Source organism: Catellatospora sp. TT07R-123, from assembly GCF_018327705.1.
Classification (GTDB): Bacteria; Actinomycetota; Actinomycetes; order Mycobacteriales; family Micromonosporaceae; genus Catellatospora.
This window is the reverse complement of the sequence record NZ_BNEM01000002.1, coordinates 1,879,972-1,896,537: the sequence shown is the minus strand read 5'-3', so window position 1 is coordinate 1,896,537 and position 16,566 is coordinate 1,879,972. Positions and strand designations below refer to the sequence as shown.

18 protein-coding genes are annotated in these 16,566 nt (G+C 72.9%); 8 read left to right on the top strand and 10 right to left on the bottom strand.

Going from position 1 to position 16,566, the window contains the following annotated elements; genetic code table 11:
• The first annotated feature begins 111 nt into the window (after positions 1 to 111).
• A complete protein-coding gene (locus Cs7R123_RS28445; RefSeq protein ID WP_212830916.1) occupies positions 112 to 1,482 on the top strand; it encodes a wax ester/triacylglycerol synthase family O-acyltransferase in 1,371 nt (456 codons plus the stop codon).
• A 96-nt stretch (positions 1,483 to 1,578) separates the two neighbouring features.
• Here the strand turns inward: Cs7R123_RS28445 and Cs7R123_RS28440 are convergent, their stop codons facing one another.
• The 4 genes from Cs7R123_RS28440 to Cs7R123_RS28425 all read right to left on the bottom strand — a co-directional run bounded on the left by Cs7R123_RS28440 (position 1,579) and on the right by Cs7R123_RS28425 (position 4,145).
• On the bottom strand, positions 1,579 to 1,983 hold the full coding sequence (locus Cs7R123_RS28440) for a hypothetical protein (protein WP_212830910.1): 405 nt from the start codon (positions 1,981 to 1,983) through the stop codon (positions 1,579 to 1,581).
• Entirely contained in the window at positions 1,980 to 3,512 is a 1,533-nt protein-coding gene (locus tag Cs7R123_RS28435) for a hypothetical protein (protein WP_212830908.1), read from the bottom strand. The genes Cs7R123_RS28440 and Cs7R123_RS28435 overlap by 4 nt, the downstream gene beginning before the upstream one ends.
• On the bottom strand, positions 3,512 to 3,802 hold the full coding sequence (locus Cs7R123_RS28430) for a type VII secretion target (RefSeq protein ID WP_212830906.1): 291 nt from the start codon (positions 3,800 to 3,802) through the stop codon (positions 3,512 to 3,514). Before Cs7R123_RS28430 ends, Cs7R123_RS28435 begins: the two co-directional genes overlap by 1 nt.
• A 64-nt stretch (positions 3,803 to 3,866) precedes the next feature.
• A complete protein-coding gene (locus Cs7R123_RS28425; RefSeq protein WP_212830904.1) occupies positions 3,867 to 4,145 on the bottom strand; it encodes a hypothetical protein in 279 nt (92 codons plus the stop codon).
• A 242-nt stretch (positions 4,146 to 4,387) separates the two neighbouring features.
• Between Cs7R123_RS28425 and Cs7R123_RS28420 the strand changes: the two genes are divergently transcribed.
• Together Cs7R123_RS28420 and rnhA are read left to right on the top strand one after the other, a co-directional pair.
• The gene (locus Cs7R123_RS28420; RefSeq protein WP_212830902.1) at positions 4,388 to 4,837 is read left to right on the top strand and encodes a DoxX family protein; all 450 of its coding nucleotides are present in this window, start codon (positions 4,388 to 4,390) and stop codon (positions 4,835 to 4,837) included.
• A 27-nt stretch (positions 4,838 to 4,864) separates the two neighbouring features.
• A complete protein-coding gene (gene rnhA / locus Cs7R123_RS28415) occupies positions 4,865 to 5,323 on the top strand; it encodes a ribonuclease HI (protein WP_212830900.1) in 459 nt (152 codons plus the stop codon).
• Here the strand turns inward: rnhA and Cs7R123_RS28410 are convergent.
• The gene (locus Cs7R123_RS28410; RefSeq protein ID WP_212830898.1) at positions 5,320 to 5,919 is read right to left on the bottom strand and encodes a putative glycolipid-binding domain-containing protein; all 600 of its coding nucleotides are present in this window, start codon (positions 5,917 to 5,919) and stop codon (positions 5,320 to 5,322) included. The genes rnhA and Cs7R123_RS28410 overlap by 4 nt on opposite strands.
• A 123-nt stretch (positions 5,920 to 6,042) precedes the next feature.
• On the opposite strand from Cs7R123_RS28410, the gene Cs7R123_RS28405 reads away from it, so the two are divergent.
• Together Cs7R123_RS28405 and Cs7R123_RS28400 are read left to right on the top strand one after the other, a co-directional pair.
• Positions 6,043 to 6,528 (top strand): DUF402 domain-containing protein, encoded by a 486-nt coding sequence (locus tag Cs7R123_RS28405; RefSeq protein WP_212830897.1) that lies wholly within the window; start codon positions 6,043 to 6,045, stop codon positions 6,526 to 6,528.
• 64 nt (positions 6,529 to 6,592) lie between these two features.
• Positions 6,593 to 7,465, top strand: coding sequence for a hypothetical protein (locus Cs7R123_RS28400; protein WP_212830896.1), 873 nt, complete (start codon positions 6,593 to 6,595; stop codon positions 7,463 to 7,465).
• Between the two features lie 73 nt (positions 7,466 to 7,538).
• Here the strand turns inward: Cs7R123_RS28400 and Cs7R123_RS28395 are convergent, their stop codons facing one another.
• The gene (locus tag Cs7R123_RS28395; protein ID WP_212830895.1) at positions 7,539 to 8,828 is read right to left on the bottom strand and encodes an APC family permease; all 1,290 of its coding nucleotides are present in this window, start codon (positions 8,826 to 8,828) and stop codon (positions 7,539 to 7,541) included.
• 70 nt (positions 8,829 to 8,898) lie between these two features.
• Between Cs7R123_RS28395 and Cs7R123_RS28390 the strand changes: the two genes are divergently transcribed.
• Together Cs7R123_RS28390 and Cs7R123_RS28385 are read left to right on the top strand one after the other, a co-directional pair.
• Positions 8,899 to 9,897 carry a GlxA family transcriptional regulator gene (locus Cs7R123_RS28390; protein WP_212830894.1) on the top strand — a complete coding sequence of 333 codons (999 nt, stop codon included), beginning with the start codon at positions 8,899 to 8,901 and terminating at the stop codon, positions 9,895 to 9,897.
• Between the two features lie 58 nt (positions 9,898 to 9,955).
• Complete coding sequence (locus Cs7R123_RS28385) at positions 9,956 to 10,729, top strand: alpha/beta hydrolase (RefSeq protein ID WP_212830893.1); 774 nt, start codon at positions 9,956 to 9,958, stop codon at positions 10,727 to 10,729.
• A 219-nt stretch (positions 10,730 to 10,948) separates the two neighbouring features.
• Here Cs7R123_RS28385 and Cs7R123_RS28380 read toward each other — a convergent pair whose 3' ends face one another.
• From Cs7R123_RS28380 to Cs7R123_RS28370, 3 genes are all read right to left on the bottom strand, one after another.
• Positions 10,949 to 11,524 carry a GNAT family N-acetyltransferase gene (locus tag Cs7R123_RS28380; protein WP_212830892.1) on the bottom strand — a complete coding sequence of 192 codons (576 nt, stop codon included), beginning with the start codon at positions 11,522 to 11,524 and terminating at the stop codon, positions 10,949 to 10,951.
• A 106-nt stretch (positions 11,525 to 11,630) separates the two neighbouring features.
• A complete protein-coding gene (locus Cs7R123_RS28375; protein WP_212830891.1) occupies positions 11,631 to 12,041 on the bottom strand; it encodes a hypothetical protein in 411 nt (136 codons plus the stop codon).
• 145 nt (positions 12,042 to 12,186) lie between these two features.
• Complete coding sequence (locus tag Cs7R123_RS28370) at positions 12,187 to 13,947, bottom strand: glycosyl hydrolase family 18 protein (RefSeq protein ID WP_244872200.1); 1,761 nt, start codon at positions 13,945 to 13,947, stop codon at positions 12,187 to 12,189.
• Positions 13,948 to 14,108: 161 nt separating this feature from the next.
• Here Cs7R123_RS28370 and Cs7R123_RS28365 point away from each other — a divergent pair, with 161 nt between their 5' ends.
• Entirely contained in the window at positions 14,109 to 14,954 is an 846-nt protein-coding gene (locus Cs7R123_RS28365) for an NAD-dependent protein deacetylase (RefSeq protein WP_212830890.1), read from the top strand.
• Between the two features lie 287 nt (positions 14,955 to 15,241).
• Here Cs7R123_RS28365 and Cs7R123_RS28360 read toward each other — a convergent pair whose 3' ends face one another.
• A complete protein-coding gene (locus Cs7R123_RS28360; protein WP_212830889.1) occupies positions 15,242 to 16,483 on the bottom strand; it encodes an FAD-binding protein in 1,242 nt (413 codons plus the stop codon).
• Between the last annotated feature and the right edge of the window lie 83 nt (positions 16,484 to 16,566).

Sequence of the window (16,566 nt, the reverse complement as noted above, 5' to 3'; positions counted from 1 at the left end):
TGTCATCGCGCGCCCTTAACGTGGTCTAAGACGTTGTACGCAAGGTCAGCTCCCTGGACGCCAGCGCTGCCGGCTCGGGGGCGGTGGCCCTGCCGTCTTGAGACTTGAGGGATGCCGATGGAAGACGCGCGGCTCAGCGCTCTGGATCTGTCTTTCCTGTGCCTGGAGAACGACGCCTCGCCCATGCACCTGGGCGCGGTGGCGGTGTTCGGGCCGGATGCTGACCTGTCTGTGCCCGAGGTGGTGAGCCTGCTCACCGAACGGGCCGGGCAGGTGCCCCGGATGCGCCGCCGCGTCGTGGCGGCCTCGTTCCCGCCGGGCGCCGCGGCCTGGGCCGAGGACCCGGAGTTCGACCCGCGCCGGCACGTACGCCGGCACGAGCTGCCCGGTGGCGGCCGGGAGGACCTGGCCGCGCTGGTCGCCGAGGTGATGGCCGCGCCGCTGGACCGCGACCGCCCGCTGTGGGAGCTGCACGTGGTCGGCGGCCTCGACGGCGGCCGGTTCGCGCTGCTGGCCAAGATGCACCACGCGATGTGCGACGGCCAGGGCGCGATCGGGATCGGTCTGTCGCTGCTGGACGGTGAGCTGTCGCTGCCGTCGGCGCGGGCCGCGGCGGGCCGCCGCACCGCAGCGGCCCCGTCGGGGCTGGTGGGCCGGTCCGGGCAGCTGCTCGGCGGCGCGATCGGCGCGGCCGCGGGGGCGTACGGCACCGCGTCGGGCCTGCTGGGCCAGGCCACCACGATGCTGGACATCGCCTCGGCGGTGCTGGGCACGATGCGGGCCCCGGCGCCGTCGCCGCTGCTGGCGCCGCCGTCGGGCACCCGGCGGGCGGCGTTCGTGGGGCTGGAGATGCGCGAGTTGCAGCGGGCGCGCCGGGCCGTCGGCGGCACCGTCAACGACGTGCTGCTGGCGGTGGTGACCGGGGCGCTGCGGCACTGGCTGGACACGCACGGCCGGTCGCTGCCGGGGCTGCGGGCGCTGATCCCGGCCAGCCAGCGGGCGCGCTCCGGCGGCAGCGAGGACGGCAACCAGCTGTCGGCGTACCTGTGCGAGCTGCCGGTGGGCGAGGCCGACCCGGTGGCGCGGGCGCAGCGGGTGCGGGCGCAGATGGAGGCGAACAAGGCGCGCGGGCCGCTGCGCGGCGCCGGGGCGCTGCCGGTGCTGGCCGGGCTGGTCCCGCCGGCGCTGCACCGGCTGGCCGCGCCGCTGGCGGCGCACGCGGCGCCGCTGCTGTTCGACATCGTGGTGACCAGCGTGCCGCTGCCGCCGCTGCCCCTGCGGCTGGGCGGGGCGGCGCTGGAGGAGCTGTACCCGATCGCGCCGCTGGCCAGCGGGCACACCCTGGCCGTGGGCATGTCGCGCTACCGCGACACCGTCCACATCGGCCTGTACGCCGACGGCGTGGCCCTGCCCGACCTGGAGAAGATCAGCGAGGCGCTGCCGCGGGCGGTCGCCGAGCTGGCCGAGGCGGCCGGTAACTGAGCTTCGGCGGCCGCGCCACGCCACCAGGGCCGGGGCGGCGCGGCCTTTTGCCGGTGGCTCGGCTCGACGGGGGTGCCGTTCAGGCGCCCCCGTCGCCTACTCGCCACGCGGGGTCGGCGGCCGGACCAGCGACATGCGCATGCCGAGGATCGCGGCGACCGCGTCGAACCAGCGCGCCAGCGCCGTCTCGACGTCGAACGGGGTCCCGTCCTTGACGGAGGCGGCGGCGGTCAGCCATTCGCGCACCAGCGCGCCCTGGGCGGGCACCGGCATCGGTTCGGGCAGGTCGAGGGTGAACGCGAGGCCGCCGCGGCGCACGATCTCGGCCAGGAACGTCAGCGAGCGCGGCCGGGTGTGCAGGTGGTGCAGCGCGATCGCGGCGGCGATGGCGGCCTCGGCGAAGTGGTGCGGGCCGTACGGCCACTGCGCGAGCAGCGGTGCCGGGTCCATCGCGGCGAGTTCGGCCTCGGTGACGCGGCGGCCGATGCCGGGGGCGCTCATCGGGGCACCCGGATGCTGATCGGGGTCGGCGGGACGTCCTTCTCCACGGCGGTGTCCAGGTGCCCGTTGATGAAGTCCTCCTCGCTGACCCAGACGGTGTAGCCCCACGGGTTGTAGATCTGGAGCATGCCGCCGTCGTGGCCGACGATCATCATCTGGTGGTCGGGCAGCCAGTCGTCGCTGACCGACACCGGCACGGGCAGGCCGCTGTCGACGGCCTGCTCGACCTCGGTGAGCGCGTCGCGGCGGGCGTCGCCGTCGCCGAGCTTCACATCGTGGTAGTCGATGCCGGTGTGGGCGCCGATCTCCTCGTCGGCGACGGTGGTGGACTGCCAGTCGGCCATGCCGTCGATGCCGAAGACCTTCTGGAAGGGGTTGCGCCCGCCGTCGTAGACGCGTTCCTGCTCCTCGCGCAGGCGGGCGGCGAACGCGTCGGGGCTGTCGAACGCGGGGTCGCCGGGGTGGCCGCCGGTGGTGAGCTGGAGCGCGTACAGCGGGTCGACCTGGGCGCGGGCGGTGACGGTGGAGGACGCGACGCAGGTCGGGTACTGGCCCTGGGTCCACTCCCTGCCGTCGTACATGGTGGGGGTGTGCGGGCCCTGGACCGGGTTGGCGCTGGTGTCCAGCGGGGCGAGGTGCTGGTCGAGCCAGTTCGGGTCGTCGCCGTGGGCGTGGATCTGCTGGTCGAACGTGGTGATCTCGCCGACGCCGTATCCGGCGGCCAGGGCCTTGAGCAGGTACGCCCGCTCGTAGGGCGACCTGGCCCCGGCCAGCAGCGCCAGCAGGGCCGCCCGGTCGGCCTCGCTGAGCCCGTTGAGCCGCTGCTGGGCCCGGTCGGCGGCGGCCGCGGTGAGGATGACGCCGTGGTATTCGTCGGCGCCCGCGTTGGCGATCATCAGCTCGTCCAGGGCGCGCAGCGGCGAGTTGCCCAGCCGCGCCAGGCGGGCCTGGCCGGTCAGGTCGTTGAGGGCGCGGGCGACCCTGTCGGAGCTGTCGCGGGCGGCGGTGTGGGCGTGCACGCGGGCGTTGATGCCGTCCATCGCGGTGCGGTGGGCGGCGCGCATGACGTCGCCGTCGTAGTCGAAGAAGCCGTCGATGCCGTCGACGCGGGCGCGGGCGTCGCGCAGCTGCTCGACGCCGCGGCCGTCCTCGCGGGCGGCGTCGGTCATGGTGGCGGCGTGGGCGGTCAGCACGTCGGCGGCGTCGCCGAGCACGTCGACGATCCGTTTGAGCTCGGACTCCAGGGCCTTCATGCCGTCGGCGGCGGGCACCGACATCTGGCCCACGACGGCGGCGTCGAGCTTGCGGGCGGCCAGCGTGTGGGTCTGCACGGCCTGGGCGTCGACGCGCTTGGCGTATTCGCGCAGCCGGTCGGCGATGGTGGCGGCGATGCCGTAGAACTCGGTGAGGTGCGGGGCGCCCAGGCCGTCGTCGATGCCGTCGAGCAGGCCGCCGGTGCCCCAGTAGCCGTACGACCCGTCGATGTGCTCCTTGGCCTCGACGAGTCTGCGCAGGTGGTAGGCGCCCATCAGCGCGTCCCGACGGTGGCGGCCCGGTCGGCGTCGTCGTATGCCTGGGCGGCGGTGACCAGCCCGTACACGATGTCGCCGCAGGCGTCGGCGGTGCAGGTCAGCTCGGTCGACCAGATCCGCAGGAACTCGGTGAAGGCCTCGGGCACCTTCGCCACGGCGTAGACGTAGTCGTCGGTCACCACCGGCAACTCCTCGCGCCCGAGGTGCACGGCCTCGTCGCGCAGTGCGGTGGCGACGTCGCGGAAACCGTCCGCGACCTGCCGCATGGCGGTGGTGTCGGCATGCATGCGGGCAGGCTAACAGCGATCGATGATCGAGACAGTCCTGTTCGGACTGCGGTTGTGTTGCGGTTCAGGCGTCGGCGGAGGGCTCCACGACGCTGCCGCGGCGCAGGGCCGGCGGCTCGCCGCGCCCGCTGGCGGGCCACGCGTAGAACTGGCCGTCGGCGAGGTACAGGTCGAGCTGCAGGCCGGCGGAGGGGTCGTCGGGCAGGTCGATGCTGACGGAGAAGCACTGGTGGGGCTGGTCGTCCATGACGATCGCCAGCCGCTTGTGGCCGTCGTAGTCGGCGACGGTGCTGGCGTGGCCGTTGTACACGAAACGCCGGTTAATCAGGCCGTCTGAGGGCATCTGATCCTCCGTTCCTTCCGGTGCTGCTCGGTGCGGGCAGGGCCGTCCGCCGGGCGCGGTGGCGACCTTGCGAGTGCATCCCACCATGTCCGCGCGTTTTCTGCACGACGGGGCGGCAAGTACGAGTTCGGCTCGCGTGTCGGTGTGTACCGCCCTGTCGGGTTTACCGAGCTATACCGGGTTAATAGGCGGTTACTGTGAAAAGCTGGGTGACAACAGACGATCCGTTGGGGGCGGCTTCGATGATCACAGTGCCGGAATCAGTACGTGACCTGGTCAAACTGCTCGCGCGACTCGGAATTGGCGTCATCTTCTTCGCCCACGGCTGGCAGAAGCTCTTCGACCTCGGCATCCCGAAGGTCACCGCCGGGTTCCGGGCCATGGGCGTCCCGCTGCCGGGGCTGTCGGCCTGGTTCGCCACGTTCGTGGAGCTGGTCGGTGGAGCCCTGCTGGTGCTGGGCCTGTTCACCCCGATCGTCGGCCTGCTGCTGGCGGTCGACATGCTCGGGGCGTACCTGACCGTGCACATCGGGCACGGCCTGTTCGTCAGCGAGGGCGGCGCCGAGCTCGTCATCTCCCTGGGCCTGGGCGCGCTGCTGCTCGCGGCGGTCGGCGCGGGCCGGTACAGCCTCGACCACGTCCTGGCCCGCGGCCGCGTCCGCGACGCCGACGGGCCGATGCAGCGTTACTGATCCGGCCCCACCCGGTAGGTTGCCGGTATGGCAGACCCGGCCGACAACCTGGTGGAGATCTACACCGACGGCGCGTGCAGCGGCAACCCCGGCCCCGGCGGCTGGGGTGCGGTGCTGCGCTACCGCGGCCACGAGCGCGAGCTGTGCGGCGGCGAGGCGGAGCAGACCACCAACAACCGGATGGAGCTGATGGCCGCCATCCAGGCCCTGGAGGCGCTCAAGCGCCCGGTGGCGGTGCGGCTGCACACCGACAGCAGCTACGTGCGCAACGGGATCACGTCGTGGCTGGCCGGGTGGCGGCGCAACGGATGGCTGACCAGCGACCGCAAGCCGGTCAAGAACGCCGACCTGTGGCAGCGCCTGTCCGAGGCCGCCGCCCGGCACACGATCGAGTGGCGCTGGGTGAAGGGCCACGCGGGCGACCCGGGCAACGAGCGCGCCGACGCCCTGGCCAACCAGGGTATGGTCCAGGCCCGGGGCCGCTAGCCCACGCGGGCGGCGTAGCCGGGGTACGTGACGACGAACCCGTCGCCGTCCACGGTCAGCTCCGCGGTGAACGTCCCCGAGGTGAACCGGATCGTGTCCGGCGACACCACGCTGTACGTGTGCTCCACCGGGATGACCTGCAACGACGGCACCCGCACCCAGGCCACCGCAACGGTGTGCGTGGTGCCCGGCGCCGCCCCGAGCAGGTTCAGCCGCCGGATCGGCAGCGTGTTGGTCAGCGCCGTGCACTCCAGGTCCACGTCGTACGCGTCGGCGAGCCGGTCCGAGTCGACGATGCCGGGCAGCGACGCCGAGCCGAAGCGCCCCTGCTCGCTGGTGACCACGCGCCAGCCGCGGTCGGAGCGTTCGAGTTTGACCTCGCGCTGCCAGCCGGCGCCCTCGGTCTCCACCGTCACGGCGTCGGTGACGAAGCCCTCGCCGGTGGTGAGCTGGTAGCGGCAGGAGTGGGCGACCGGTTCGGCGGCCACCGCCTGCCCGTGCGCGAACAGTCGGTCGGGTCGCAGGTCGACCAGGGCGATGTCGGCTCCGACCTCGACCATCCGGTCCCACAGCAGGGCGCGCGGCAACGGGCTCATGCCCTGAGGTTAGGGGAAGGAAGGGCACCTTCTGATCGCTTTGCGAGGTAAAGGTGCCCTTCCCCCGGTGGCCCGCACTGCGGATGCGAGCATGGGAGCCGTTCGCCGAACGGGGGAGGGTTCATGGGCGTGCTGGTGGTCGGGGACGAGGTCCTGGTCCGGCTGGTCAAGCAGGGCCGGGAGAAGATCAGCTACGCGGCGCGGGTGCTGCACGACGACGGCGTGCACCTGGTGGTGCAGGCGCCGTTCGCCGGGGACGGGCCGCGTGACTTCGGGTTCGTCAGCTTCGACCCCGGCGACCTGTTCACCGAGCACTACTGGCGCGACCGCTGGTACTCGGTCAAGGAGGTCAGCGGCCCGGACGGGCCCAAGGGCTGGTACTGCGACGTGACCCGCCCGGCCGAGACCGGCACCGCCGGGCTCGTCGTGGAGGACCTGGACCTGGACCTGTGGGTGTCGGCTGACCGCGCCCTGGTGCTGCGCCTGGACGAGGACGAGTTCGTCGCCAGCGGCATCGAGCAGCGCGACCCCGAGGCGGCCGCGCAGGCCAGGCTGGCGCTGGAGGAGCTGGTCGAGCTGTCCGGCGACGGCTTCGCCGGGCTCGGATAGGCGGCGTCGGCAACTTTTCCCGTGCGGCGGGAACCGGGGCGGCCCGCGGACGGTCACAGCAGGCATGAAGGCAACTCTTGCAGTCCGAGCGGCGCTCGCGTCGCTGCTCGTGCTCGGCGCCGCGGGCTGCGCACAGGCCGCCGACGGTGCCGGTAAAGGCTCCGACGACCAGTTCGCGTTCCCCGGCGGAGACACCGTCGCGCTGCGCGTCGAGCAGGTCGGCGGGTTCGTGCCCCCGGCTTACCTGGCCAGCCGCATCCCGATGCTGACCGTGTACGCCGACGGCCGGGTCATCACCGAGGGCCCCGTCACGATGATCTACCCCGGTCCCGCGCTGCCCAACATCCAGGTGCGCCGCATCTCCAGCGGCGACGTGCAGAAGCTGGTCGACCAGGCCGTCAAGGCCGGGATCGGCACGAAGCAGGACCTGGGCCAGCCGGGCGTCACCGACATGCCCGACACCGTGATCACGGTGCACACCGCCGACGGCGACAAGAAGACCACGGCGTACGCGCTGAACGAGGAGATCCGCACCGACGGCCTGTCGGCCGATCAGGTGGCGGCCCGCCGCAAGCTGCTGGACCTCGTCAAGGCGCTGACCGATCTGGACACCACGCTCGGCAAGGGCGCGGTCGGCCAGTCGGAGCCGTACCAGGCGAAGACCGTCGCCGGTCTGGCCAGCACCTACCAGGCCAACCCGGACGCGGGCAAGCAGGCCGAGGTCGCCTGGCCCGGCCCGGCGCTGCCCGGCAAGGCGTTCTCCGAGGGCCTGGACCTGGGCTGCGTCGCCGCGACCGGCGACCAGGCCACGGCGGTGCTGGCGGCCGCCGCGAAGGCGAACCAGCTGACCCCGTGGACCTCCGGCGGCAAGACGTACTCGGTGGCGATCCGGCCACTGCTGCCCGACGAGGCGGACTGCGCCGCGCTGGCCTGGTGACCCCCGGCCGCTGACGCACGCTGGCCCGCGCGCTCCCCTCCTTCTGCCATGGGGAGCGCGCGGGCCGGACGTGTCAGGCGCGGGTGCCGCGACGCTGGTAGAGCAGCGCGCCCGCGCCCATGGCCAGCGGCCACAGCAGGTACCAGCCGGTGGTCAGCGCCAGGGCGGTCACCGCGACCAGCGCCACCATCGCGCTGCGGTGCGCGGCGGTGCCGCGCGGCAGCAGCTTCAGCGCCGAGGCGGTGCCCAGGGCGTACACGGCGACGAAGGCCCCCGTGGCCAGCAGCACCAGCGGCTTGGCCCCGGTGCCGGTCACCGCGACGGCCACCATCGCCAGCGCGGACAGGCTCGCGGTGACGGCCAGGCTGCGCCGCGGCACGTCCCCGGCGCGCGCGCCCCGGGCCAGCCACCCCGGCAGGGCCCCGTCGCGTCCCAGCGCCGCGCCGAGTTTGGCGGCGCTGGCGTAGTACGCGTTCATGGTGCCGAAGGTGAGCAGCAGCGCGGCCGCGGCCGCCAGCGCCCCGGCCGGGCCGCCGAGGCCGATCTCCAGCAGCCGCGCCAGCGGCGCGCCCGTGCCCGCCTGCGGGCCGAGCACCAGGATGCCGACCCCTGCCACGGCCAGGTACAGCACCCCGACCACCACCACGGCGATCCCGGCGGCGCGGGGCAGGTCGCGCTGCGGGCGGCGGAAGTCGGCGGCCAGGTGCGTGATCGCCTCCCAGCCCGCGAAGCTCCACACCAGCAGTGCGGCGGCCGGGGCGACGGCCAGCCAGCCGTGCGGGGCGAACGGGTGCAGGTTGGCCGGGTCGCCGTGCGGTGCCGCGGTGACCACGGCCGCCACCAGCAGCGTCACCAGCAGCACCGCGAGCACGAGCTGCACCCGGCCGGAGACGGTGACGCCGAACAGGTTGGTGACCGTGACGGCCAGCATCAGCGCGGCGGCGGTGAGCAGCACGGTGCGCTGCCCGCCGCCGACGGCCGCCTCGACGTACGCGCCCGCGAAGACCGCCGCGGCCGGTGCCCCGGCCGGGACCGCGAAGTAGAAGCACCAGCCCACGGCCGCGGCCCAGCGGGGCCCGAACGCGTTGCGGGCGTACGTGGAGACCCCGCCCGCGTCGGGGAAGCGGGCGCCCAGCGCGGCGAAGGTCAGCGCGAGCGGGGCGGACAGCAGCACCAGGCCGAGCCAGGCCAGCAGCGACGCCGGTCCGGCGGCCTGCACGGCCAGGGCGGGCAGGGCGATGACGCCGGTGCCCAGGACGGCACCGACGTAGAGGGCGGCGCCCTGGGGGAGGGTGAGGCGGCCGTGCGCGGCGGGGGAGCGGTCGGCAGCGGCGGTGTCAGGTCGCTGCAGGGTTTCGGTCATTACGTCACTCTCGGGTACGGCAGCTCGGCGCACCAGTGGCAGGAATGCCGCAGTGCGATAGGATCCTGCCATGGCGTCCAGCACCGCCCGGCGGCACGCGGTCGCCGTCGCGATCACCGACGATCTGCCCGTGTTCGAGCTCGCCGTGCCGTGCGAGGTGTTCGGCATCGACCGCGCCGACCTCGCCGACCCGTGGTACGAGCTGCGCCTGTGCGCCGCCGAACCCGGCCCGCTGCGGGTGCGCTCCGGCCTGCTCGTGCAGACGCAGTACACCCTGGATGACCTCGTCGCGGCCGACACCGTGCTGATCCCGGCGTGCAACCGTGCCGTGCAGTGCGGCCCGCCCCCGGCCCTGATCGAGGCGGTCCGCGCCGCCCACGCCCGGGGCGCCCGCATCGCCTCCATCTGCAGCGGGGCGTACGTGCTGGCCGAGGCGGGGCTGCTCGACGGCCGCCGCGCCACCACGCACTGGATGAACGCGCTCGACTTCGCCCACCGCTACCCGCAGGTCCGCGTCGACCCCGAGGTGCTCTACGTCGACGAGGGCGACGTGCTCACCTCGGCGGGCACCGGCTCGGCCATCGACCTGTGCCTGCACCTGGTGCGCCAGGACCTCGGCGCCGCCGTCGCCAACGAGGTGGCCCGCCGGATGGTGGTGCCGCCGCACCGCGAGGGCGGGCAGGCGCAGTTCGCCCAGCCGCTGGCCCGCGGCGAGGCCCGCTCGGACATCGCCCCGGTGCTCGGCTGGGCCCGCGAGCGGCTCGACCAGCCGCTGAGCGTGGCCGACCTGGCCCGCCAGGCGCATCTGAGCCCGCGTACGTTCGCCCGGCGCTTCCGCGACAGCCTAGGCGTCAGCCCGTTGCAGTGGCTGCTGGAGCAGCGCATCCGGCGTGCGCAGGAGCTGCTGGAGACCACCGACGAGCCGGTCGAGCGGATCGCGGCGCGGGTCGGGTTCGGCACCGCGGTCAACATGCGCGCCCACTTCCGCCGGTTCACCTCGGTGCCGCCGCAGACATACCGGCAGGTGTTCCGGCGCGGCACGACCGTCCCACCCGTCGCCGCAAGATAAGTAAAGAACCTTTAGAGTTGCGACAACCGGCCCCGCGATCTCGGGCGTTCAGGCTCGCATGAGGACAATCACCACCGCCCTGCTGCGCCGTACGCTCGCCGCCACCGCCCTGATCGCCGTCGCGCTCACCGCGGGCTGCGGCAGCGGCGGCGCGACCGGCACGGCCTCGCCGTCCCCGCTCGACCCGACCGCCGCCGCCCGCCAGCGGGTGCTGGACGAGGCCAACGTCGCCTGCCTGGCCGACCGCAGCCCGCTCGTCGTGATCACCGACGTCAAGCAGAACATGACCGCCGCGATCGAGGTCGGCACCGGCGACACCGGGGTGGTGCTGCTGCACCAGGCCGAGAGCAGCGCCTGCCAGTGGTACCCGTTCGCGCTCACGCTGCGGCAGCAGGGATACCGGGCCCTGTCGCTGGACATCAGCTCGCGCGACGCGGTCGAGGTGGCCCAGGCCGGGATCGCGCACCTGCGCGCCGAGGGGGTCAAGCGGGTGTTCGTGTTCGGGGCGTCGCGGGGCGGCACCATCGCCCTGGCCGCGTCGGCGGGCACGGTCCCGCCCGTGGATGGGGTGGTCAGCCTGTCGGCTCCCACGGTGTACGACGCCGACGCCCGTACCGCGGTGAAGTCGCTGGCCGTGCCGACGATCTTCGCGGCGGGGGAGCTGGAGGGCGGGTTCACCGACCAGGCCAAGGAGCTGTACGGCTTGTCGGTGTCCCAGCACAAGAAGCTCGTCATGCGCCCCGGGGCGGACCACGGCGTGGCCCTGCTCGGCGGCGACCTGGACGCCCTGCTCCTGTCCTTCCTGACCGACCCCGCAACGGCGACCCGCTGACCGCCTGATCAGCACTGCACCCACCCCGTCAGCCCCGCCCCGCCGTCGCCCCGTCCCGCCCCGTCCCGCCGTCGTCCCGCCCCGCCGTCGCCCCGTCCCGTTTTTCATAGACGTTGGCCTATCTCAGCGAATACGAGTAGATCGAACTCGATGGGATAGGCCAACGTCGATCAAAAAAGGGGGCGGGACGGAGCGCGCCAGAGTGAGGGCGTGGTGCGGTCAGGCGGGAGTCCGGGCTCGCTCCCAGTCGGAGCGCAGCAGCTCGTACTCCACGTCCCCCTGCTCCCCGCCCGCGATCTGGTCCGGCCACTCCAGGAAGTACGTCCGCACATACCGCAGCCCGCACTTCTCCATCACCCGCCGCGACCTGATGTTCACCGTCATCGTGTTCGCGGTGACCCGCTCCAGCCCCAGCTCGCCGAACCCCTTGCCGATCAGCGCCAGCGACCCCTCCGTTGCGTACCCCCGCCCCCAGGCCTCCCGCCGCAGCCGGTACCCCAGCTCCGCCTCCCCGGCCGGCGTCTGCTCGGTACGCGTCAGCGCGAACCACCCCAGGAACGCTTCACTCGCCCGCTCCACCGCGGCCCACCACCCGAACCCGGGGAACCGCCGGTACGCCGCCAGCAGCTCCGGCAGCCGCCGGTCACGGATCTCCTCGCGCGCCGTGGCCCGGCCGCCGGTGAGGAACTCCATCACCGCCGGGTCGAGGTCCAGGCCGTACAGGTCGTCGACGTCGGCTGCCGACCCGGTGAACGGCCGCAGTTCCAGCCGCTCGGTACGCAGGTAGATCTCCACCGGGGCATGGTCGCACGGTCCCCGACCCGCCGGCCCCGGATTCGCCGCCCGGACGGCCCAACCGGCGTCCCGCGACGCGGCGCAGGCAGCCCCGCGCCGGTGCGGGTCACCAGCCGTCGAGCCGCCCGGTGTGCCCGTCGCAGGTGGCGCTGACCCAGCCGCCCGGCGTGCCGTAGAAGTTGGTGCTCTCGACCTGGCCCTGGCCGTCGCCGTCGACGCGCACCGTCACCGTCCCGAACACGTCCGGCCCCTCGGTGCTGTCGAGGGTGCAGCGTACGGTCGTGTCAGCGTCGAAATCGGACAGCGATACGCCGATCTTGTGGCAGGCGCTGCCGGGACAGCGGTTGTCGTGCGGGTCGCCGCCCTGGAACACCGTGACGGCCGGCTTGGGCGTGAACGGCGGCCACTTCACCGCGGCGGCCAGCGACAGGTACGCCAGCAGCGTGCCGAGCAGGGTGCCCGCGATGGTGACGATGGTCGCGGTCTTGCTCAGGCCCGACGATTCCTCGGTGGACATGCGGGGGTGCTCCTACGGCCGGGGGCGGTTGCCGGAATCGTAGCCAGCCGACCGTCGCCGACCGTGAGCGGGCGGTGGCTCAGAAAGCGGAACGGCGGGCGTCCTGGAGTGGACGCCCGCCGTTGCGCGGCAACAGCCGGGTGGATCAGCCCAGGCCGCTGCGCATGGCGGTGATCAGTTCACCGCCGGTGGTGTCGCCGGACAGCTCCCAGAAGAAGCTGCCGCCGAGACCCTGCGTGTTGGCGTAGGACATCTTGCCGTTGATGGTGCTGGGGGTGTCGTAGCTCCACCAGTTGCTACCGCACTTGGCGTACGCGGTGCCCGCGACGGTGCCGGTGACCGGGCAGCTGTTCTTGAGGACCTTGTAGTCCTCGATGCCCGCCTCGTAGGTGCCAGGTGCCGCGCCGGTGGCGGTGCCGCCGGGGCCGGCCTGGGTGACACCGGTCCAGCCGCGGCCGTAGAAGCCGATGCCGACCAGCAGCTTCGAGGAGGGCACGCCCTTGCTCTTCAGCTTCTGGATGGCGGCGTCGGTGTAGAACCCGGCCGTCGGGATGCCCGCGTACGACGTCAGCGGCGAGTGCGGGGCGGTGGGGCCCTGCGCGGCGAAGGCGCCGAAGTAGTCGTACGTCATCACGTTGTACCAGTTGATGTACTGCGAGGCGCCGCCGTAGTCGGCCGCGTCGAGCTTGCCCCCGTTGGAGCCGTCGGCGCTGATGGCCGCGGTCACCAGGTAGCTGGAGCCGAAGCGGGTGCGCAGCGCCGACATCAGGGTCTTGAAGGAGGCCGCGCCGCTGGTGTCACAGGACAGACCGCAGGCGTTGGGGTACTCCCAGTCGATGTCGATGCCGTCGAAGACGTCCGCCCAGCGCGGGTCCTCGACCAGGTTGTAGCAGGAGTTGGCGAACGCGGTCGGGTTGGCCGCGGCCTGGCCGAAGCCGCCGGACCAGGTCCAGCCGCCGAAGGACCAGAGCACCTTGATGTTCGGGTACGCCTTCTTGAGCTTGCGCAGCTGGTTGAAGCTGCCGCGCAGGGCGCCGGCGTCCCAGGTGTCGGCGACACCGTCGACGCTGCCGGCGGCGTCGTACGCCTTGTCGTAGTCGGCGTAGGCGTCACCGATGGCGCACTGGCCGTTGGTCACGTTGCCGAACGCGTAGTTGATGTAGTTCAGCTTGCTGGCCGAACCGCTCGTCACGATGTTCTTGACGTGGTAGTTGCGCCCGTAGATGCCCCACTCGGCGAAGTAGCCGAGGATCTTCTTGCCACCGGGCGGCGGCGGGGACTGCGACACCGTCGGCGACGGCGACGGGGAGGCCGAGCGTGACGGCGACACCGACGGGCTCGGGGTGGCCGACTTCGACGGCGACGCCGACGGGGACGCGGGCGGCGACGACGGCGGGACGCCGGGGCCGTCCAGCGAGAAGTCGTCGGCGTAGTACGTGCCGGTGCCGTACCAGCCGTGGACGTTGATGGTCAGCGACGTCTGCGAGGCACCCGTGGTCAGGTTGAGCGACAGCTGGGTGTACGCGTTGGCCGAGGCCGGGTTCCACGTCTCGGTGCCACCGGTGTAGCCGAGGTACACGTAGCCGCCGCCCCCGCGCACCCAGGCGCTGAGCACGTACGCCGTGTTCGGCAGGACGGTGACGGTCTGGCTGCACTGGGCGTGGTCGGACGCGCTTGCCGCGCCCGCCAGCGCCTTGGTGCCGCCGTGCACAGGAGTGCTCACGACGCTGCCGAGACCGCCGGAGCAGGCCCAGGGGGAGAGACTGCCTGTCTCCAGGCCGGGGTTGCTGACGAGGTTGGCTGCCGACGCCGCGGTCGAGATCGCGAGCGAGGCACCCATCGCCATCAGCGTGGCGGCGGTGGCCGCCAGCACCCGGTATCGGGTGCTCTGAGCTGGGCGTTTCATGAGGTTCCACCTACCTTGGAGTTCGCAGGCTTTCATGTACTCGTCAACGTAAATTAAAGAAACCTAATAGTAAAGACTCCTATCAATGATCGTTAACGTTCTACGCCCGCCGGAGCGGTGCCCGAGACGGCGCCCGGCGCTCCCGGTGGCAACATGGTGAGGTGCGGGAAGTGGCGATAGATCGGCTGGCCGACCTCGTCGGCGGCGGCGACGTGACGGTGCTCAGCGGCGCGGGGCTGTCCACCGAATCAGGTATCCCCGACTACCGGGGCCCCGACGGCGTGCAGCGCCGCGGCGCCCCGATGACGTACCAGACGTTCACCCGCGAGGCCTTCGCCCGCCGCCGCTACTGGGCGCGCAGCCATCTGGGCTGGCGCAGCATCGCCCGCGCCAGCCCGAACGACGGCCACCGCGCCGTCGCCGCGCTCCAGGAACGGGGACTGCTCGCCGGCATCGTCACCCAGAACGTCGACGGCCTGCACCGGGCCGCCGGTGCCGACGAGGTGGTCGAACTGCACGGCAGCCTCGACCGGGTCGTCTGCCTGGGCTGCGGCGAGCTGAGCACCCGCCAGCGGCTGCACCGCCGCCTCGACACGGCCAACCCCGGCTACACCGCGCAGATCACCGCGATCCACCCCGACGGCGACGTCGAGCTCACCGACGATGAGGTCGCGGGCTTCGCCACGGTCGACTGCGAGGGCTGCGGCGGCATGCTCAAGCCCGACGTCGTGTTCTTCGGCGAGACGGTCCCGGCCGTGCGCGTGCAGCACTGCTTCGACCTGGTCGAGCGCTCCCGGCTGCTGCTGGTGCTGGGCAGCTCGCTGACGGTCATGTCCGGCCGCCGCTTCGTCATCCGCGCGGCCAAGCACGGCATCCCGGTCGCCATCGTCAACCGCGGCGCCACCCGCTCCGACGACACCGCCACGCTCCGCCTCGACGCCCCCCTCGGCACCGTCCTCCCCACCCTCCTGACCCACCTACCCCGCCCCTCCACCACCCCCGTGTGAGCCCGTACGCCCCAACACCGGCCAAGTTGCCGGGCAGTCGGGCGAAAGTGGGGACGTGATCCGCCCGACTCGCCGGCAACTCGGCGGATCTCGGGGCGCTCCGGTCCCGGCAACGCGGCGCCCACCGGCACACCCCCGGGTCCGACATAGACGTTGGCCTATCACATCGACTGAGACGAGATCGGACTCGATGTGATAGGCCAACGTCTATGTAAAGCGGGGTGGGCAGCCGGGCGGCCGGGCAGCGGGGCAGCGGGGCAGCCGGGCAGCCCGGCGGGTCGCTGCGGTCAGAGAAGGTAGCGGTCGGTGAAGGAGTTGCGGAAGCGGCCGTGGGGGTCGAGGGCGGTGCGCAGGGCCAGGAAGTCGGGTAGGCGCGGGTAGGACGCGCGAACCTGGGCCGGGTCGAGGGTGAAGACCTTGCCCCAGTGGGGGCGGGGGGAGAAGGGGGAGAGGGCCGCCTCGACCGCGGCCAGGACCGGGGCGACAGCGGCCGCGTCCGCGATCCAGGTGAAGTGGAAGGCGACACTGTCCCGGCCATACGCCGGACTCAGCCACAGCTCGTCGGCGGCCACCGTACGGATCTCGCTGATCTGCAGCACCGGCGCGATCAACGGCGCGATCGACGACAGAGCCGCGTACGCCTCCACCGCCCGCCCGCGCGGCACGAAGAACTCCGACTGGAGCTCGTCCCCGCTGCTCGGGGTGAAGTCGAGCCGGAAGTGCGGCAGCCGCTCATGCCACGGCCCGGCCAGCCCCTGCTGGTCGGTGCAGTTGACCGGAGACATGCTCGCGATCGGATGGCGCGCGCCGTCGGCCGCAACCGCGCCGTGCCAGCGGCCCGGGGCGGCGAACCCGTCCCCGGCGCTCTTGACCCACACCTGGTCGATCCCGCGCCCCGACCACGAGGTGAACAGGCTCACGCTGTACGCCGCGTCCAGCACCTCGTCGAAGCAGTCCGCGACGGCGGCGGCGGGCAGGCCGTCGTACACGAACTGGCGCACCTCGAACGTCGGCACCAGGTCCAGGGTCAGGTGGGTGACCACTCCGAGCGCGCCCAGGTGCACCACCGCCCCGGCGAACCGGTCGTCGGCGGGGTCCAGGGCCAGCTGGTCGCCGGTGCCGGTGACCAGCTCCAGGCCGGAGACCGCGGTGGCCAGGTTGCCGTTGCGGCGGCCGGAGCCGTGGGTGCCGGTCGCGCAGGCCCCGCCGACGGAGATGTGCGGCAGCGAGCCGAGGTTGCGCAGGCCGAACCCGGCCGCGTGCAGGATCGTGGCCAGCTCGCCGTAGCGGGTGCCGGCCGAGACCCGTACCGTGGCGGCTTCTCGGTCGATCTCGGCGACGGGCGGCAGCCCGGCGACGCTGACCAGCTCGCCGGTCGTGTCGGCGAGCTCGTTGAACGAGTGCCCGGTGCCCAGTGCCCGGACCCGGTCGGATCCGGCGACCAGCGCCCGCAGCTCGTCCACGGACGACGGCCGGCGCACCTGTCCGGCCTGGAAGACGACGTTGCGGGCCCAGTTGGTGACAGTCACCTGAGCAGCGTAGATCGGGGCGGGCCCGGCGCCATGAGAGGTGACGCCCGACCCGCCCCGTGGGACTCCCCGCGGTGGTGGGG

Excerpts from the sequence above, each read along its gene's own strand:
- Cs7R123_RS28445 (WP_212830916.1), top strand. The coding sequence starts at position 112 with ATGCCGATGGAAGACGCGCGGCTCAGCGCTCTGGATCTGTCTTTCCTG.
- Cs7R123_RS28440 (WP_212830910.1), bottom strand. The coding sequence starts at position 1,983 with ATGAGCGCCCCCGGCATCGGCCGCCGCGTCACCGAGGCCGAACTCGCC.
- Cs7R123_RS28435 (WP_212830908.1), bottom strand. The coding sequence starts at position 3,512 with ATGGGCGCCTACCACCTGCGCAGACTCGTCGAGGCCAAGGAGCACATC.
- Cs7R123_RS28430 (WP_212830906.1), bottom strand. The coding sequence starts at position 3,802 with ATGCATGCCGACACCACCGCCATGCGGCAGGTCGCGGACGGTTTCCGC.
- Cs7R123_RS28425 (WP_212830904.1), bottom strand. The coding sequence starts at position 4,145 with ATGCCCTCAGACGGCCTGATTAACCGGCGTTTCGTGTACAACGGCCAC.
- Cs7R123_RS28420 (WP_212830902.1), top strand. The coding sequence starts at position 4,388 with ATGATCACAGTGCCGGAATCAGTACGTGACCTGGTCAAACTGCTCGCG.
- rnhA (WP_212830900.1), top strand. The coding sequence starts at position 4,865 with ATGGCAGACCCGGCCGACAACCTGGTGGAGATCTACACCGACGGCGCG.
- Cs7R123_RS28410 (WP_212830898.1), bottom strand. The coding sequence starts at position 5,919 with ATGAGCCCGTTGCCGCGCGCCCTGCTGTGGGACCGGATGGTCGAGGTC.
- Cs7R123_RS28405 (WP_212830897.1), top strand. The coding sequence starts at position 6,043 with ATGGGCGTGCTGGTGGTCGGGGACGAGGTCCTGGTCCGGCTGGTCAAG.
- Cs7R123_RS28400 (WP_212830896.1), top strand. The coding sequence starts at position 6,593 with ATGAAGGCAACTCTTGCAGTCCGAGCGGCGCTCGCGTCGCTGCTCGTG.
- Cs7R123_RS28395 (WP_212830895.1), bottom strand. The coding sequence starts at position 8,828 with ATGACCGAAACCCTGCAGCGACCTGACACCGCCGCTGCCGACCGCTCC.
- Cs7R123_RS28390 (WP_212830894.1), top strand. The coding sequence starts at position 8,899 with ATGGCGTCCAGCACCGCCCGGCGGCACGCGGTCGCCGTCGCGATCACC.
- Cs7R123_RS28385 (WP_212830893.1), top strand. The coding sequence starts at position 9,956 with ATGAGGACAATCACCACCGCCCTGCTGCGCCGTACGCTCGCCGCCACC.
- Cs7R123_RS28375 (WP_212830891.1), bottom strand. The coding sequence starts at position 12,041 with ATGTCCACCGAGGAATCGTCGGGCCTGAGCAAGACCGCGACCATCGTC.
- Cs7R123_RS28370 (WP_244872200.1), bottom strand. The coding sequence starts at position 13,947 with ATGAAACGCCCAGCTCAGAGCACCCGATACCGGGTGCTGGCGGCCACC.